Below are 15,118 nucleotides of genomic sequence, written 5' to 3' on the forward strand. Positions count from 1 at the left end.
AACGCCGCTAGAAGCGGTGCCGGACGCCGAGCGCGGCGCCGTGCTGCTGGCCCCGATGGGTCATGAACGCTGTTAGCGGATAGGCCCCCGTTATCCGGTTGGCGTCCAGCACGACGTACAAGTCTGTGCGTTTCGATAGCAGATAGTCCACATGCAGCCACGCGAGCTGCCTGGAGCCTGCAGCGACTCGCCGCTGGCGGTCCTCGCCGGCGCTCAGGGTGTAAACGAACGACCCGGCGGAGTAAGCCAGGGCGCCCACCCAGACCGTGTTGGTTTGCCGACTGAGGCTGTCGCGTCGCTTCATCGTGCCAAGGTAAGCCTTCCAACCGCTGGCGAGTTTGAATGCCGCGCCCGTGCCTAGCACGCGCCGCGTCTCCGAGTTGTCGACGTTATGCATGGACGATGAATACGCCGCTGCATCGACGCCGTCCGCCTTGTACGCGACTGCGAAAGCCCAAGATGCGCCGTTCATGCCTTCGCCGAGCGTCGCGCTGACGCTGGCGCTGACCGGACCGGCGTCGACGGTGTACTGGACCATGTTGTCCTGCCGGATCAACTGGTGCCCGACCAGCAGCGCGAGCACCTCCTGGTTCGGATTGGCGTTGGGCTGGAATCGGCCGGAATACACGTTGGCCAGCGTGTACTGCCGTCCGATCGTCAGCGTTCCTGCGCTCCCGGCGTTCAGTCCGACTAGCGCCTCCCGGCCGAATGCGCGACCTGCCGGCGCCGCGGTCTGGCCGTAGTTGGCCGCGGCCGTGACCTGCATCAGCGTGCCGGCAGACGGATCGAGGCCTTGCTCGATTGAGAAGAAGGCCTTCATTCCGCTGCTCAGATCCTCAGTGCCCCGAAATCCCAGTCGACTGCCTGTGAAGGCGCCGTCATTCATGCTGAACAGGCTTGAGCCTCCCGCGTCAGCGTGCGTCGCATGCCGGAGCGTCGTGTCCAGCAGTCCATAGACGCTAACGCTGGGCTCGGCCCGGCTCGCCGGCGGCGCACAAAGACTAAGCACCAAGGGCGCCTGGAACCTGAGGAGCGCCCACATCAGGCCTAGCCTCATGAGACCCCGCCAGGCAGATGCCGCGCGGGACGAACGGCGCGATGCGCCGCGGCACGCTGCCGCCACACGCTGTAGCCCGCCACGGCCAGGCCCAGGAGCGTCGGTCCCGCGGCAACCCAGGGCAAGATTGCCAGGCCGGGGCCGCGCGCGATCACGACACCGCCCAGCCACGCCCCGAGCGCGTTGCCGAGATTGAAGGCCGCGATGTTCAGGCTGGAGGCCATGCTCTGCCCGGCGCCCCGCGCCTGATTCAGCACGCGCAGTTGCAAGGGCGACACCGTAGCGAAGGCGCCCGTGCCCAGTAGGCCGACGAACAGCACCGCAGTCGCACGGTGCCCCATGGCGAAGCCCATCAGCACCAGCACACCGGCCAGCGCCGCCAGCGAGCCCAGCAGCATGAGCACCGGCGCACGGTCCGTCAGCCTGCCGCCGATGACATTTCCCAGCACCATGCCGACGCCGAACACCAGAAGGATCGCTGACACTTCGGCCTCGGCGAACCCGCTGACCTGCGTCAGCAGCGGCTGGATGAAGGTGAACACGGCGAAGACGCCGGCGAAGCCGAAGACGGTGGCCGCGAGGCCGAGCAGCACGTGCAGGCGGCCGAGCACCTTGAACTCTTCCGTCAACGACACGCCGCTGCCGCAGCCGGCCTCGCGCGCCGACAAGAACAGCGCGATGACCGCCGTCGCGAGAACGCCGATGGCGCACACTGCCCAGAACGTGGACCGCCACCCGAAGTGCAGGCCGAGCCACGAGCCAGCGGGCACGCCGAGCAGCGTTGCGACGGTGAGGCCGGTGAACATGGTCGAGATGGCCGCCGCCTTGCGGTCCGGAGGCACCATGCTGGCGGCCACCACCGCGCCGACGCCGAAGAATGTGCCGTGGGCCAGCGACGTGACCACGCGAGCGACCATCAGCACCGAGTAGCTCGGTGCCACAGCGCAGGCCAGGTTGCCCAGCGTGAAGATGACCATGAGCGCCAGCAGTGCGGTCTTTCGTGGCACCTTGCTGAGCGCGGCGGTGAGCAGCGGCGCGCCCACAAAGACGCCGAGCGCGTAGCCGGAGATCAACAGGCCGGCGCTGGGCAGGCTGACATGCAGGTCAGCAGCGAGCTGTATCAGCAGGCCCATGATGACGAACTCGGTGGTGCCGATGCCGAAGGCGCCGAGGGTCAGCGCGTAGAGAGCCAGCGAGGAGCGCTTGCCGTCCGAGGCTATGGTGTGGGTCATGCTTCACTCCCGGCGGTGCTGTCAGTCGCGGCTGCTCGAGCGGGCGGCTTCCACGATCAGCGCGGCGACTTCGCGCGGATGGGACACCATCAGCGCGTGCGAGCCGTCCTTCACCACGACGGTCCTTTTCGCCTTCGCGCGTTCGGCCATGAAGGCCATGGCTTGCGGAGGAATGTTGAGGTCACCGGTGCCGTAGATGGCCCAGGAGGGAAGGTCCTTCCATGCCGGCGCGGGCGCAGCCTCTGACAGCGCCGTCGCCTTGATCGGACGCTGCGTCGCCGCCATGGTCTGGGCCTGCGCGAGCGGCACGTCGGCGGCGAACTGCTGCGGGAACTTGTCTTGCTGCACGTAGAGGTCTTCGCCGCCGTCGGCGAGCTTGACCGGCACAGCGAGCGTGGGCGGCAGCGTGGAGCCGGGAAACTTGGCTGTCAGCGCGAGGGCGCTCTCACCCTGGTCGGGCGAGAAGGCCGCGACGAACACCAGCGCCTTGGCATTCGGCAGCCCGTTGGCCGCAGCTGAGATGACGGCGCCGCCGTAGGAGTGGCCGACCAGCACCACCGGGCCGTCGACCGAGCGGGCGAGCGCCGCGACGTAAGCACCGTCGGTGGCCACGCTGCGCAGCGGATTGGCGGCGGCGATGACGGTGTAGCCCTGCTGGATGAGCTCAGCGACGACGCCGTTCCAGCTCGACGAGCCGGCGAACGCCCCGTGGACCAGGACGATGGTGGGCTTGGGGGGCGCGGCCATGACCGAGGCGGTGGCGATGGTCACGATGCCTGCGGCGAGAGCGCGCCTGATGGAACGGGTCATGGTGCGGTCCTTTGATGAAGGGGGCGAGGATGTGGGCATCAGGCCAGCCAGGTCCTGCGCATCTGCAGCGGCGTTCTCCAGATGTGCCGCACCTGCAGGCCGATGCCCAGCAGGTAGGTGAGGAAGACAAAGCCAAAGACCCGTTGCAGGGCAGGGTCGTCCGGGCCAGTGAACAGCGGTGCGCCGACAGGGATGCGTGTGAACGTCTCGTTCAGCGCCGGGATCATGTGGAAGAAGAGGGTGGTGGAGTAACCCAGCGTTTCAACGTAGGTGGCCGCGCGGCTGGTGTCGCGGTGGCGGCCGGCCGCCAGGGCGATGCCGAGCACGACGAGCGTGATGAGCGCGAGGCTGTGGGCAACGTTGAAGCCGCCGTGCATGAAGATGCCCAGGCTGGTCAGGCAGGCCAGCGCCGTGCAGGCGATGTAGATCTTGCCGAGCGCGAGGTCGGTACCGATGCGACCAAAGCGCAGCGACATGGCGAAGCCGCTGAGCACGGCGACGAGGGCGATGGCCGTGTGCCCTGTACCGAGGGCGGAGAGTCCAAGCATGACAAACAACCTTTCTGGCAATGAGCCCGGGTGGGGAGTGCCTAAAGACTAGGCACTCGTCCCGCCGCGCGCTCCTGCCACATGGCAGTGTCTGCATCTCCCATGCGGGGGGTGTCCGCCGCTTGGCCTCGCTTCACAGTCGCCTGACGTTTCACGATGGGAGTGCGCCATGTCTTGGTCATCAGGGCTGTCACGATTCGTCCACGGCGGTTCGCGGATCGACCAATCACCGTCCGCCGCATGCGCGTTGGCGGATGCGACTGACGTGAAGCGTCTCGCGAGTACCGCTACGGTGCGCTACGTCTTTGAACTGATCTGGCCGGAGGCCCACATCGACTGTCATGCCGGCGAAGCAAGCTGCCGCGTCGATGTCTGGCACCGGGGGCTGCTGCACGCCGTTCATGTGCCCTGGGCGCTCGTGGAGGTTGGCGGCGGCGTCCTGCTTGTGCGCGCCGTTTACCGTGCCGGCCTGCCCGCCGTGTTGCGCTGGGCTGCCACCGGCTTGTCACGATCGCTTTGAATACAGCGTTGCGGACTTGCCAGTCCGCTGGAGTGCCTGTCGATGCATTCGATGAATCGACCTCGAATTCAAGAACTGACCGCCTTTCTGTCCGCGGTGGAGGCCGAGGGCTTCTCGGCCGCTGCGCGCCGCATGGGTGACTCGCGGTCCGGCGTCAGCAAGTCCGTGAGTGCGCTGGAGCGACGGCTCGGCGTGCAGCTGCTTCATCGCAGCACGCGTGTGGTCAAGGTGACTGATGCCGGACGGCAGTACTACGAGAGCATGAAGCCGTTGCCGGATGAACTGGCGCAGGCGGATGGCGAGCTGAAGAGCAGTGCTCAAGAGCTGTCCGGCCGTGTACGGATCGCGGCGGGCGGTTGCATTTGTTGCCGCTTCGGCTCGAGTTGATGGCCAGCGACAAGCGCTCCGGCGGCAGGAGCGCTCATGGCGGCACAAGACAACGAAGCGTCAGGCGAAGTGGTACTGCGAGATGCCGCTACGGGCGGCCCGTACGCTGCAGACCTTCAACGATGAAGGTGGCATGCCGTCGGTGCACCTCCGGCGCATCGTCGCTCTCGGCCAGCCGCTTTTCAGCATAGAGACGCGTGATGTAGAGCAGGCGGTGCACGCGCAGGTCGTCTGCCGTCTCCAGCACGATGAGAGACTTCGCGCTCAGACTCAGCACGCCTTCGATGACGCGTTGCGGGTCAAGGCGCGCGCAGGTAGCGACCGCGACCGCACCGTCGAGGTCAAATGCGCCACGGAACACCGACAGGCGCTGCAGCACCAGGCGTTCGTTGTCGCTGAGCAGGTCGTAGCTCCAGTCCATCACAGCCTGCAGCGTACGGTGGCGAGTGAGTGCCGTGCGACGGCCGCGCGTGAGCAGCTCGAAGGCGCTTTCCAGCCGCCGCAGCAGCTCGTGCACACCGAGGCTGTCCACCCGCGCTGCGGCCAGCTCGATGGCCAGCGGAATGCCGTCCAATCGGTCGCACAGCTGCCGCACGGCCGGTGCCAGCGCTTCGGTCAGGCAGAACGAATCGCAACTGGCCTGTGCGCGTTCCGAAAAGAGCGCGATGGCAGGGGAGGCGAGCAGGTCTTTCAGATCCAGCCACTCATGGGGTGACGGCAGCGCCAGCGGCGGCAGTTTGAACAGCCATTCGGCTTCAATGTCCAGGGGCTCGCGGCTGGTGGCCAAGAAATGCAGGCCGGGACAGGTGTGAAGGAGCCGGTGAACCAGCGCCGCGACGGCGTCGATGACGTGCTCGCAGTTGTCGAAGATGAGTAGCAACCGCTTGTCGTTCAGCGCGGATTCCAGCGCCGCAGTCGAGCCGTCCGATGGCACGATCAGCTCCAGGGTGTGTCCGAGTTCGGCGGTCACCAGCGCCGGGTCTGACAGGTGCGAGAAGTCGACGAGGTGGATGCCTTCGGCAAAGCGGCGGCTTAGCACGTCGGCCACGGCCAACGCGACTGTCGTCTTGCCCATGCCGCCCGCACCGACGATGGTCACGAGCCGCTCGCGCCCCAGCAACTCGACGAGCTGGTCAATGGCGTGCTGGCGCCCGATGGGGCGGGTGAGGCGGGGTGGCAGCCGGGGGGCGTCGGACGGTGGAGGGATGTCAGGCGTTTCAGAAGGCCTGGCGGCACGGAAGGGGCGAGCTTCTCCGACAAAGACGTAGCCGCGGCCTTGCACATTGGCGATGTAGCGGGCGCCGGCCACGCCGTCGCCCAGCGCCCTGCGCAGTGCGGACATGTGCACGCGCAGAGTTGTCTCCTCAACTACCGTGTGCGGCCATATGCTGGCGACGAGCTCGTCGCGGCTGAACAGCCGGCCCGGCTGCTCGAGCAGGACGGACAGCAGATGCACGGCCCGGCTGCCTAGGCGCAGCGGCCCGTGGCAGTCGCTGACGACATGTTGGACCGGGTCGTAGCGGAAGGGGCCGAAGGCGACAGCCGCCGGCCCGGTGTCCGGTTCTGCCTCCTTCACGCTCCCCACGTCGAACATGCGACACACCCTTTTCGCGGCGGCATTGCGCGTCCAGGAATCATCGTTGGCGCAGGGCACCTCAGGCGTGAATCGATGTGAAAGTTGGCGAAGACTCAGGCGAGCGCATGCGCCGATGCCTGTAGGTGGCGCCCGGCATGGCCTCCTCGCCGCCGTACGAGCCGGTCGCTGGCCAGGCTGGCAGCCACTGGGTCTAGTAGGCCCCGGCGTTTGGCGATGTCGGCGGCGGCGGTGCGGGTCTGGGCGCCGAGCTTGTCCAGTAACGCTTTGACGTGCGTCTTCACGGTCCCGCAGCCGATGTTGAGCTCCGCAGCGATGGCCTTGTTGCACAACCCGGTGGCCATCAGGCGCAGCACGTCGCCTTCGCGCGGTGTGGGAAGGTCCTGCGACAAGGTGTCCGCCAGGCGCTGCACGACGCTGCCCTGCAGGTAGCGCTGGCCGCGGGCCAGCATCATGACGGCGTCTACCAGTTGCTCCGGCAGGCAGTCGTGAGTGAGGTAGCCCTTCACGCCATGCTGCAGCGCGCCGCGGATGCTCAGCTCACCGTCGAGGTGCGACAACACCAGCACAGCGGGCGTTGCTGTGCGCTGCAGCACGGCTGTGATGCCAAAAGGCAGGTCGGTGATGAGCACCTGAGGCGGCGACAAGTCGGGGAATGAGGGCTCGTCCGGACCTCGCTCGTCCACCTGAAAGCGGCTGTCCGCGCTCAAGGTGGCCAGGATGCCGCGGTGGACGAGCGGTTCGGGGTGGGTGACCCGCACATGTATCGCGGTGGGTATCAGCATGGTTCTCTCCTGATCGGGGCTCGGCCCGGCATCGCCATGGTCAGCAAGAGGGCGCGCCGAGGCCAGTGAAGTGGCGTGAAGTCTTGCGAGCGCGACGCTTCACACCCGCGTTCACAGATCGCTCACGAGGAATCGCGCCGATTCACTCGCACTTCACGCGGCGATCGACCAACCTTCAGGCCATCGAACACGGACCCTGGAGTTCCGAATGAGCCAACGTCTCAAGGGCAAGGTGGCCCTCATCACCGGCGCCAGTTCCGGTATAGGCCACGCCAGCGCACTGCTGTTCGCGGCTGAAGGCGCCAAGGTCGTTCTGGGCGCGCGGCGCTCTGCCGAGCTGAAGGACCTCGCCTGCGAGATTGACGCCCGCGGCGGTTCGGCGCTTTCGCTGGCCGGCGACGTGCGAGAGGAGGGTTATGCACAGGCGCTGGTGGCGCTTGCCGTGCAGCGCTACGGCCGCCTGGATGTGGCCTTCAACAACGCAGGCACGCTCGGTGAGCAGGGCCCGTCCACGGCGGTTTCGGCGCTGGGCTTCGTGGATGCGCTGGCCGTCAACCTCACCGGCGCCTTCCTTGGCGCCAAGCACCAGATCGCGCAGATGCTCAAGAACGGTGGCGGCTCGGTGATCTTCACGTCCACGTTCGTCGGCTACAGCGCGGCCTTCCCTGGCGTGGCGGCCTATGCCGCCAGCAAGTCCGGGCTCATCGGTTTGACCCAGGTGCTGGCCGCCGAGTTCGGTCCGCAAGGCGTGCGCGTTAACGCGCTGCTGCCGGGTGCGGTCGATACCGACATGTACCGCGACATGAACGACACGCCCGAGTCGCAGGCCTTCCTCAAGCAGCTCCATGCACTGAAGCGCGTGGCCGCACCGGAGGAACTGGCCCGCTCGGCGCTCTACCTTGCGTCGGACGACGCGTCCTTTGTGACCGGCACCGCGTCGCTCGTCGACGGCGGCATGTCGATCACGCGCACCTAATTCCCAACCGCAGTACCACTCACAGGAGAGTTTCCATGTCGATCTTCATCCGCCAACTGCTCGGCACCGCGCTGCTGGCCGCCGTGGCGATCAGCGCCGCGCCGCACGCCGTGGCGCAGCCCAAGCCCTATCCGGCCACGTTCAAGCAGCAGGACATCGCCACCAATGGCACCACGCTGCATGTGCGCGTCGGCGGCAGCGGCCCGGCCGTCGTGCTGCTGCACGGTTTCGGCGACACCGGTGACATGTGGGCGCCGCTGGCCGTCGAGCTGGCCAGGAACCACCGCGTCGTCGTGCCGGACCTGCGCGGCATCGGCTTGTCGGCCAAGCCCGAGGACGGCTACGAGAAGATGAACCAGGCCAGGGACATCCGTGGGGTACTGGACACGCTGGGTATCGACCAGGCCGACGTCGTGGGCCACGACATCGGCGTGATGGTGGCCTACGCCTACGCCGCGAGCTTCCCCACGAAGACGACGAAACTGGTTGTGATGGACGCGCCGCCCCCCGGCATCCCGCCGTGGGATGAGGTGGTCCGCAACCCCAAGCTGTGGCACTTCGACTTCTACGGCAAGGACGTGTTTCGCCTGTTGGCCGGGCGCGAACGCATCTTCCTGGACCGCTTCTACAACGACTTCGGCGGCCAGCCCGAGAAGATCGACGAGGGCACGCGCAACCACTACGCCCGGCTGTACGCCCGGCCAGGCGCGATGAAAGGTGCGCTGTCGCAATTCCAGGCCTTCCGGCAGGACGCGAAGGACAACCTGGAATCGATGAAGACCAAACTCACCATGCCCGTGCTGGCCATCGGTGGCGAAAAGTCGTTCGGCCCCCTGGAGGCCGTAGCCATGCGTAACGCGGCTACCAACGTAACCGAGTTGGTCATCCCCCGTGCCGGCCACTGGCTGATGGAGGAGGAGCCCGCGGCCACCGTGCAGGGCATCAAGGACTTTCTGGCCAAGTAGGCCATCGGCGCTTCATTCCCATCCCTATTCAGGAGAGTGCTTCATGAGCCATGACTTCCCCATCCGCCTCGCCGTCGTCTACCACAGCGGTTACGGGCATACCGCCCGGCAGGCACAGGCCGTCGCCCGCGGCGCCGACGCCGCCGGCAACGTCGAGGTGACGCTGGTGCCGGTGGACGAGGTCGATCAGCACTGGGACCTGCTGGCCCAGGCCGATGCCATCGTCTTCGGTGCGCCGACCTACATGGGTAGCGCGTCCGCCCAGTTCAAGGTGTTCATGGACGCAACCTCGCGCACCGTGTTCGCCAAGGGCGGCCTGTGGCACGACAAGGTCGCGGCCGGTTTTACCAACTCCGCCGCGCGCTCCGGCGACAAGCTGCACACGCTGCAGCAACTCGCCGTTTTCGCGGCCCAGCATGGCATGCACTGGGTCAATCTCGGTCTGCCCCCGGGTCATAACAATTCCAAATCAACCGAGGACATGGTCAACCGCCACGGCTTCTTCCTGGGGGCTGCGGCGCAGTCCAACGCCGACGAGGGCCCCGACGTGGCCCCACCGCCAGCCGACTTGCTGACTGCGGAGCACCTCGGCCGGCGCGTCGCCATGGTGGCGCGCCAGCTCGTGGCCGGCCGCGCCGCCGTGTCTTGAGTGCCGCTTGGGCATCGTGCTGGATGGGCGGCGGCTGGCCTTGCTGGGCCTGCTGCTGCCCTATTTCATCAGCGGCGTGCTGAAGGCTCTGGACTTCGCCGGCCCCAGATCTAGGTGGCCGGGTTGCTCGGTGGCACCGCCGTCCTGCGTGTGACGGCGGCGGTCATCGCGCTGCAGCTTGGCGGCAGCGCCCTGCTGCTGCGCGCCGGGCGATGGACGTGGCGCGTTGGCTGCCTGCGGCCGAGGCGGCGCTGATCGCCATGGCTGCGCTCGCACCGTCGCGGCAGCTGCCGGATGAGGCATCGCACGGTCGCCATGAGGGGTATCGACCCCTCGTCTCCAAGCTCGTGCCAGTTATATTTCCGCGGGTTCCCGAGGTGCCCATACCTCTCAAAACAGCCCCGCAAAAGCACGCACGATGCGAATCGACACGAGTGGAGGCTTGCCGGCGCTCGCATTCGGACGTTTCGTCCTCGACCGCGCGAGCAAGCAATTGCTGGAAGACGGCAAGGTGTTGCGCCTTGGCGGGCGCGCGTTCGACCTGCTTTGCGCCCTGGCCGAACGTTCGGGTGAGGTGCTGAGCCGGGCAGAACTCGAAGCCCGAGTCTGGCCGCGCACGGTCGTCGAAGAGACGAGCCTGCGCGTGCACATCTCGGCCTTGCGCAAGGCACTCGGTGACGGTGTCGGGGGGGCACGCTACATCGCCAATGTGCCGGGGCGGGGTTACAGCTTTGTCGTACCCGTGGTGGCCCTTGCTTCAGAGCAGCCGGAGGCGATGCAGGAAGCGGTCGCCGTGGTACTTGGCCCCGTGCCACCGGCTCGACGGACCCACAACCTCCCAGGTCGGCTGAGCCATGCCATCGGGCGCTTGACCGTGACTTATGCGCTCTCGGAGAGGCTGGCTCGGCAGCGTCTGGTTTCCATCGTCGCGCCGGGCGGAATGGGCAAGACAACCGTGGCGCTCGCCGTGGCGGAGTCTCAGCTCGAGCGCTTCGCGGACGGCGTGTGGTTCGTTGACCTCGCGCCTCTGTCCGATCCAGCCCGCGTACCGCTGGCGCTGGCTTCCGCACTCGGCATCTCAGTCTCGTCAACGGATCCCTGGGCCAACCTGCGCGAACCGCTACGCGAGAGCCGCATGCTGATCGTGCTGGACAACTGCGAGCATGTCATCGACGGCGCGGCCTCCCTCGCTGAACGCGTGCTGCGCGAGGCGCCGCATATCCGCATCCTGGCGACCAGCCGCGAAGCCCTTGACGCTGAAGGCGAGTGGGTGCATCGCTTGGCGGCGCTCGAGGCTCCGGACCCTGCGGAGCCGACGCCGCTGGAGCAGGCCCGCACGTTCGCGGCGGTTCAATTGTTTGCCGAGCGAGCCGGGGCGAATTCCGACAGCTTCGCGCTGGACGAGGCGAATATCGCCGTTGTAGCCCACCTGTGCCGTCAACTCGACGGCATGCCGTTGGCGATCGAACTTGCCGCCGCCCGCATTGACAGCCTCGGGTTGCACGGCCTGGCGGCGCGGCTAGAGGAAATGTTCACGCTGCTCACTCGCGGCAGGCGCACCGTATTGCCGCGTCACCGCACGCTGCAGGCTCTGCTCGACTGGAGTCATGACCTTCTCACTGACGGCGAGCGCGTGGTGCTGCGTCGGCTCTCGATCTTCCGCTCGGCGTTTTCGCTTCAATCAGCAGCCGCCGTGCTGGCCGACGCCGAGCTGTCCGCCCAGGCGGTGGTGGACGGCGTACTGGGGTTGGCAGGCAAGTCGCTCGTGGCGGTTGATGTCAATGGCCATGCCGTCATGCACCGGCTGCTGTATACGACGCGAACCTATGCTGCTGAGAAGCTGGCTTCAAGTGGGGAGGCACGACGGCTGGCACTTGCCCACGCCACCCATTGCCGCGATGTGCTGCTGCAGAGCGTGCCCCAGCGCGACACACAGCCGATCGGCGAGTGGTTGCAGAGCTATGGACGGATGATGGACGACATCCGCGCCGGCCTGGATTGGGCGTTTTCACCTGCAGGTGAAGCATTGCTCGGTGTGCAGCTTACGGTGGCGGCGGCAGATCTTGTCTACGAACTCGGCTTGATCGACGAGTTCCGGGGCTGGGTGGACATTGCGATGGAGGCGGTCGGGACCCTGCAGCCGCCGCAGCCGGGGCTGGAGTTGCGCCTGTGTGCTGCGCGAGGTTTTCTGGGGGCCCAGACGAGAGGCCGTCATTTCGCGCACGACGTCCATGTCAGGCGCACGTTGGAGCTCGCGACGCAGCTCGACTCGAAAGCACAACGCATCGAGGCGCTGTTCGCCCTCTGTGCCAAGGCCTTTGGCATCGGTGACTACCGCGAGGTCGGCAAGGTGGCTCGAAGCATCCGGCAGTACGTTCCCGAACCGGACGATCCGGCGGCCGTGTTGCTGTCCGATCGCTTTCTTGCCTTGAGCCATCACTACCTGGGCCAGCACGAGGCCGCCAAGCCGCTGACCGAGCGCGTGTTGCACTACCCCGCCGGCAATGCCTATCGCCAGTACATCGGCCACATTCCAAGGTCGGTGTCCATGGGCATCCTGCAGGCACGCATCCTGTGGATGCAGGGCGCCTGCGATCGCGCCGTCGAGCGCGCCGCCCAGGCAGAGGCTCATGCCGAAAGTGACAACCCGCTCGCGCTGAGCCAGGCACTGGCCATGGGAACAATTCCCATCGCGCTATGGCGCGGAGACAACGAGCGCGCCCAGGTGCTGGTTGAGCGTCTTCGTCGCCATGCCGAACGGCATTCCCAGGCCTATTGGCAGTCGTGGGCTCGCAGCTTCGAGAAGGTGCTGACAGTGCGCGCCGGCGGCGGGAACCTGCGTTTGGGCATGGAACTCGGGCCTATGGAGAGCCTATCGGGCATGGGCGAGCTGGACATGCTGGGCACGCTGGTCGAGAGCTCGGTGTCCTCTATTGGGGTGGAGCGGGCAGACAGCGGTGTGGTGGGCTGGTGCGCGCCTGAGATCCTTCGGGCGCATGCCGAGAACCGGCTGCGCGGCGCGCCCGACCAGGCGGTGGCGGCCGAGAAGGAGCTGACCCGCTCGCTGGCTATGGCACGCGCCCAGAATGCCTTGTCCTGGGAACTCCGCAGCGCCACCAGTCTGGCCCGACTATGGCAGGAGCAGGGCCGGCGACAGAGAGCTTACGGCATGCTCTCAGAGGTGTACCAGCGCTTCGAGGAAGGCCATGCCACGGCCGACGTCTCGGCCGCACGTGAACTGATCGCCGAACTGGGCTGACGTGCCGGCTGGCCTGATGGCCTCACCAGTTTTCACACCGATTCACGCGGACGCCTGAATGGCGGCGGCGATCATGCCTGGCATGGCGCTTCGTCGAGGCGCGCGCTGGACGTTGTGGAGTCGAGATGGTGCATGGGGGCTTGGGACGGAGTGAATGCGGCGGCTCGTTGACATGGGTCGCCGGGCTGTTGCCGGGTGTCCTCGCGTTGGCGGCCACAGCGCAGGACGCGCCCCTGCCGCCCGAAGGTGCGGCCTCCTCGGCAGTGGCCACCTCAGCATTGCGGCCCGTCATCGTCACGGCGCAGCGCCGGCAGAGCGTACTGGGCAAGACGCCGCTGTCGGTCGGCGTGCTGGACCAGCACGCCATCGACGTGAACGGCACGGCCCAACTCAGCGATCTCGTTGGCACCGTGCCCGGCGTCACGGTGCCGAACGGCTTCAGCAACCAGCCGCAGGCCGTGGGCATCCGCGGTATGGGCGTGTCGGTGCCTGCGATGAGCCAGGCGGTCGGCATCTACTTGGACGACGTGCCGCTGGTGCGCGGGTACGCGACCGCGCTGTGGGACCTGCCGGACATCGCGCGCATCGAGGTGCTGCGAGGCCCCCAGGGCACGCTGTACGGTCAGAACTCGACCGCCGGCGCTGTGCGGGTGATCTCCCTCGACCCGACCCGGTCGGCTGTGGCCTGGGGTTCCGTGGGCTTCGGCAACTACCGCAATGCCGAGCTGCATGCCTACGTCAACGGTCCGATCGGTGATGGTCCTCTCTCGGGCAGCTTCGCGCTTTCGAGCCGTGCCAACAATGGCTTCGGCCTCAACGAGTCCACGGGCGAGCGAGTCAACAAGCTCGACGCCACTCAGTTTCGCGCCAAGCTTCGCCTGGCGCAGCCGTCCGGCACGGACGTGGTGCTGGCCGTCGATGGCCTTCTCGATCGGTCGGACGCCAACACGGGCAACTTCCCGCTCAACGATCCGCATTCCTCCCCGCGAGTGACCTTCGTGACCGCGACGACCGGGCCGTTCAAGCGAGTCGCTGGTGGGCTGCAGCTTAAGGCTCGCCATCCGTTGGGCGATGGCATCGACCTGCTGTCGATCACGGGTTACCGAGCCTATCGGGATGACCCGACGATTGCAGACATCGGCGGCAAGGCCGTGCTGCGCTACCTGCTGTCGCAGACGGTGGAACAGAAGGCCTTCTCGCAGGAGATCCAGTTGCAGGCGAAGCAAGACCGCCTGGAGTGGACCACGGGCCTTATGCTGGTCTCCGATCGCTTCGACTTCGACCGCATCGTCGACCAGATTCCCCCACTCCCGCGTCCGCGCCTCGATACCGAGGGCCAAACGCATCTGGAGACGACGGACGTCGGCCTCTATGGTCAGGCCCACTACCAGTGGACAGACGAGTTCGGCCTGACGGCGGGGCTGCGGGGCTACCGGACGAAACAGACCGGCGGCAACCAGTTCTGGAAACTCGATGCCTTCCAGCAACGCACGCAGGAGGTTTACAACGCCACTGGGCTCACGACCTCCAGCCAGGGCCTGCTGCCCCGGCTGGGCGTTGATTGGCAGCGCAACGGCGACCATTTCCTGTACGCCAGTTTTGCGATGGGCCAGAAGTTCGGCGGGTTCAACCGCGCCACCGCCTCCGAGATCGCCTCCACCTATGCCGCCCGCCCCGAGAAGGTGAGCACCTGGGAACTCGGCAGCAAGTGGCGGCTTGCGGACGGGCGCCTGACGGCGGATGTGGCGGTGTTCCTGAATCGTTACGGCGAGTATTTGGCCTCGTTGCAGAACACGGTGATCAACGGCGTGCACGTGCCTGATCAGGTGCTGGTCAACGCCGGCCGGGCGAAGACCTACGGCGTCGACGTGGACTTGGCCGCCAAAGTCGCCGCTCGGACCGAGGTGGCGCTGGCCTTGGAGTTGTTGCGCAGCCGCATCGAAGAGTTCGCCAACCCGACCGGTGCCGCCCTCAGCAACTATGTCGGCAACGAGCTGCCGTATGCCTCGCACGTGTCGCTTTCGGCCCGGTTCGGCCACGTGCAGCCGTTGGCAGACGGGTCCTCGCTCGAGTTCAATGCCACGCTGCAGCACCTGTCGAAGCAGTACGCTGACGTGCAGAACACCGCTGCCATCGCGATCGAGCCGCAGACCTACGTCAACCTCGGCACCAGCTGGACCAGTCCCGAGCGAAGCTGGACCTTCTCGGTGCGCTTGCGCAACGTCACCAACCGCACTTACGTGGTGCTGCGCACGATGATTCCCTCGGTCGATGTCGACGCGGCCAACTTCAACGCGCCGCGAACCTGGCTCGCCACGCTGCGCCACGATTTCTAG

General features: G+C 66.9%; 14 protein-coding genes. 8 read left to right on the plus strand and 6 right to left on the minus strand.

Annotation, left to right across the window (positions count from 1 at the left end; all coding sequences use genetic code 11):
* Positions 1-7 precede the first annotated feature (7 nt).
* From LXT13_RS19325 to LXT13_RS19340, 4 genes are read right to left on the minus strand one after another with little or no spacing between them, the layout of a single operon-like run.
* Positions 8-1,057 (minus strand): porin, encoded by a 1,050-nt coding sequence (locus LXT13_RS19325; protein WP_349254848.1) that lies wholly within the window; start codon positions 1,055-1,057, stop codon positions 8-10.
* Positions 1,054-2,289, minus strand: a complete 1,236-nt coding sequence (locus LXT13_RS19330) for an MFS transporter (protein WP_233373604.1) — start codon at positions 2,287-2,289, stop codon at positions 1,054-1,056. The genes LXT13_RS19325 and LXT13_RS19330 overlap by 4 nt, the downstream gene beginning before the upstream one ends.
* A gap of 21 nt (positions 2,290-2,310) precedes the next feature.
* On the minus strand, positions 2,311-3,099 hold the full coding sequence (locus tag LXT13_RS19335) for an alpha/beta fold hydrolase (RefSeq protein WP_233373605.1): 789 nt from the start codon (positions 3,097-3,099) through the stop codon (positions 2,311-2,313).
* Positions 3,100-3,137: 38 nt separating this feature from the next.
* Positions 3,138-3,647, minus strand: a complete 510-nt coding sequence (locus LXT13_RS19340; protein WP_233373606.1) for a hypothetical protein — start codon at positions 3,645-3,647, stop codon at positions 3,138-3,140.
* A gap of 265 nt (positions 3,648-3,912) precedes the next feature.
* Here LXT13_RS19340 and LXT13_RS19345 point away from each other — a divergent pair, with 265 nt between their 5' ends.
* Entirely contained in the window at positions 3,913-4,167 is a 255-nt protein-coding gene (locus LXT13_RS19345; RefSeq protein WP_233373607.1) for a hypothetical protein, read from the plus strand.
* A 42-nt stretch (positions 4,168-4,209) separates the two neighbouring features.
* Positions 4,210-4,554 carry a LysR family transcriptional regulator gene (locus LXT13_RS19350; RefSeq protein WP_233373608.1) on the plus strand — a complete coding sequence of 115 codons (345 nt, stop codon included), beginning with the start codon at positions 4,210-4,212 and terminating at the stop codon, positions 4,552-4,554.
* 88 nt (positions 4,555-4,642) lie between these two features.
* On the opposite strand, the gene LXT13_RS19355 is transcribed toward LXT13_RS19350, so the two are convergent.
* Both LXT13_RS19355 and LXT13_RS19360 read right to left on the minus strand, forming a co-directional pair.
* Positions 4,643-6,148 (minus strand): ATP-binding protein, encoded by a 1,506-nt coding sequence (locus LXT13_RS19355; protein ID WP_233373609.1) that lies wholly within the window; start codon positions 6,146-6,148, stop codon positions 4,643-4,645.
* Between the two features lie 95 nt (positions 6,149-6,243).
* Positions 6,244-6,933: a response regulator transcription factor gene (locus LXT13_RS19360; RefSeq protein WP_233373610.1), complete on the minus strand. Its 690-nt coding sequence runs from the start codon at positions 6,931-6,933 to the stop codon at positions 6,244-6,246.
* 208 nt (positions 6,934-7,141) lie between these two features.
* Between LXT13_RS19360 and LXT13_RS19365 the strand changes: the two genes are divergently transcribed.
* The 6 genes from LXT13_RS19365 (at position 7,142) to LXT13_RS19390 (ending at position 15,118) form a co-directional block, all read left to right on the plus strand.
* Positions 7,142-7,909 (plus strand): SDR family oxidoreductase, encoded by a 768-nt coding sequence (locus tag LXT13_RS19365; protein WP_233373611.1) that lies wholly within the window; start codon positions 7,142-7,144, stop codon positions 7,907-7,909.
* A gap of 35 nt (positions 7,910-7,944) precedes the next feature.
* On the plus strand, positions 7,945-8,874 hold the full coding sequence (locus LXT13_RS19370; protein ID WP_233373612.1) for an alpha/beta fold hydrolase: 930 nt from the start codon (positions 7,945-7,947) through the stop codon (positions 8,872-8,874).
* 43 nt (positions 8,875-8,917) lie between these two features.
* The gene (locus LXT13_RS19375) at positions 8,918-9,523 is read left to right on the plus strand and encodes a flavodoxin family protein (protein WP_233373613.1); all 606 of its coding nucleotides are present in this window, start codon (positions 8,918-8,920) and stop codon (positions 9,521-9,523) included.
* 7 nt (positions 9,524-9,530) lie between these two features.
* A complete protein-coding gene (locus LXT13_RS19380; RefSeq protein WP_233373614.1) occupies positions 9,531-9,677 on the plus strand; it encodes a hypothetical protein in 147 nt (48 codons plus the stop codon).
* A 264-nt stretch (positions 9,678-9,941) separates the two neighbouring features.
* Positions 9,942-12,782 carry an ATP-binding protein gene (locus tag LXT13_RS19385; protein WP_233373615.1) on the plus strand — a complete coding sequence of 947 codons (2,841 nt, stop codon included), beginning with the start codon at positions 9,942-9,944 and terminating at the stop codon, positions 12,780-12,782.
* Between the two features lie 125 nt (positions 12,783-12,907).
* The gene (locus tag LXT13_RS19390) at positions 12,908-15,118 is read left to right on the plus strand and encodes a TonB-dependent receptor (RefSeq protein WP_255719619.1); all 2,211 of its coding nucleotides are present in this window, start codon (positions 12,908-12,910) and stop codon (positions 15,116-15,118) included.

The organism is Pelomonas cellulosilytica, from assembly GCF_021353265.1.
In the GTDB taxonomy this organism is placed as follows: Bacteria; Pseudomonadota; Gammaproteobacteria; order Burkholderiales; family Burkholderiaceae_C; genus Pelomonas; species Pelomonas cellulosilytica.